The following is a 2,133-nucleotide window of genomic DNA, read 5'->3' as shown; positions in this document are numbered from 1 at the left end:
TCGACCAGCTGATGGATTTAGGAACATTTTTGCCGGCTAGGAATTCATGGTCTCTTGGCGGTGGAGGGTTTCATGACCCGACGACGCGTCGACAAGGAACGGATTGGGCGTGCTGATCGCGAATCGAAACTGACGATTGAGGCTGAGCGTCTTGCGAGAGAGGCCAAGACGGCGCGACTGCGAGAGTAGCGCCTTCCRTGGAAGCGTCTGGCGAAGACGACCGCGAATAGGCGATCAAATGCGCGATGACCAATCGGGCGCGTCCGCTTGTAAAAACAGATATATGCCGACCACGATCAGCACCGCCAGCACGATCCAGATCGTGAGCTTCATCTTGCTCATGCCGGGCAGGTGATCAGTATGGGTCCGCGCCGCAATTCAAATGGCCGTGTGCGAATTGAATGAAAAGCCCGCCACCGTGAGGCTCGCGGTACCTCATTCGGGTGTACCTCATAGGGCCATCTTGCATTCCGCGTGGCCATTGCACTCCATCCGCAATGGCCGGCTTCAGGGAAACCCTCATGCGCGACGCCGAGCGGTTGGCTTTCGACGAGATGAAGAAGGCCGGAGACCTAAGGCGCAGGCTGGACCTGCACGATGAAGCCAAGGCAAAACTGGAATCCGATCTGGACGACAAGGTCGCTGCGGGTGCCCGCTTAGATACGTATCAGCCCCTTATAGACGATACGCCTCAATGTCCGCGCTGCTGGGTATGGCGAGCAAGGCAGGAGCCCATGGTTGACCAGTGGAGAGATGACSAGGRCTTCCTCAAGTGCCGTGAGTGTGGCTACCTCGCGTTCTCGTGCCTTGAAGAGGCCCGTCACCGTTAGGCCGTTAACCCCCGACAGTTCGCGCGGCTGGACACCTTGCAAAGGCAGACCGGGCCGTGATCGTTACAAAACCGTAATTTGGCGGCCACAAGTCGGCCAGGAAGCCAACGGAAGAAGGGATCCATTTTTTAACAGGAGCCCTCGCCGGATGACATCTGCCGCGTACACTTCGACCCAGAAGTTTTTGCACTGGTCTCTCTTCGTGCTTGTCCTTTTGCTCTATGCACTGACCTACGGGGAGGACCTGTTGCCTCGTGGCGATCATACGGTCGATTCCATCTGGCGGCTGCATATTTCGTTTGGCCTTCTTTTGGCTGGTCTGGTGCTTTGGCGGGTCGTCCTGCGCGGCCTGAGAGGAGCGCCCGGTCTTCCGGAAGAGATGTCGGCGCCAGAGCGGGCGGCGGCCAAGTTTGGTCACCTTGTCCTGTATGCATTGTTGATTGCGATCCCTGTTCTAGGCATCGTTTTGACCTGGTTCAGGGGTAACGAGTTGAGTTTCTTCGGCCTGTTTACGATCCCGGCTCCCTTTGCACCTAATCGAACTACGGCTCGCACGATCCGAGAACTTCACTCATTGTGCGCGGATGGCATTCTGATAGCCGTCGGCCTGCATGCCTTGGCTGCGCTGTACCATCATCTCGTCCGCCGAGATGCGATTTTGACAAGGATGCTTCCGAAGGGGACAAAGTAAGTGTCCGCTTGGCCACGGATGGGTATAGGGCCGCTCGGGACGCTGCCGCGCTGTAGGATAAGAACGCGCGCTGGCGGGCCCGAGAGCAGCATCCTGTAGCGATGCGGGGGATCCATGCTCGCAACCAACCCCTACGCCGCTCGTTGACCCTGTGCTGGCTTGATCCCCAGCACTCCATAAGACCCTGGCCCGCTGCCGAAAGGTGGCGGGCTTTTTTGTGTTTAGATGCAACTCGTAGACCGCTGGTGAAGATCAATCCCTAAACGACCGACGCGCCGTGGCAACGGAACCAAAGCGGTCGCGCCATGTTTACCCCGCGAAGGGCAACTCATTTTTTGGAGAATTCGAAATGAAAGTCATGATCCTGAGCGCGCTGGCACTCTGCTTGGCCGCGCCTGCGGTGGCTTCGGCAGACGAAGCGTTCGTCATCCAGACCCACCGACATCATCGCCATCATTGGAGCGACAACAACAACGACGGTATGGTCATCTATCGGGACGGACAGCGTCTCCATCACCGCCATCATGGCGAGCAGGCGTTTTACGACAATGGCCAGCGCGCCTGGCAGCGCCGGCATCACGGCGGCCGCGATGCGGTCGTCATCACGGGCTC

General features: G+C 58.5%; 3 protein-coding genes. 2 read left to right on the top strand and 1 reads right to left on the bottom strand.

Going from position 1 to position 2,133, the window contains the following annotated elements:
- The first annotated feature begins 521 nt into the window (after window positions 1–521).
- Window positions 522–830: a hypothetical protein gene (locus AC1DZP_RS35945; RefSeq protein WP_477309073.1), complete on the top strand. Its 309-nt coding sequence runs from the start codon at window positions 522–524 to the stop codon at window positions 828–830.
- A 148-nt stretch (window positions 831–978) separates the two neighbouring features.
- Window positions 979–1,521 carry a cytochrome b gene (locus AC1DZP_RS35940; RefSeq protein ID WP_477309071.1) on the top strand — a complete coding sequence of 181 codons (543 nt, stop codon included), beginning with the start codon at window positions 979–981 and terminating at the stop codon, window positions 1,519–1,521.
- Between the two features lie 328 nt (window positions 1,522–1,849).
- Here the strand turns inward: AC1DZP_RS35940 and AC1DZP_RS35935 are convergent.
- The coding region (locus AC1DZP_RS35935; protein ID WP_477309069.1) for a hypothetical protein at window positions 1,850–2,133 on the bottom strand (284 nt) is incomplete at its 5' end.

It is taken from the genome of Mesorhizobium sp. P2_F8, from assembly GCF_056403655.1.
Note: the sequence above shows the minus strand (reverse complement) of the source record. Positions and strands in the feature narration are given on the sequence as shown.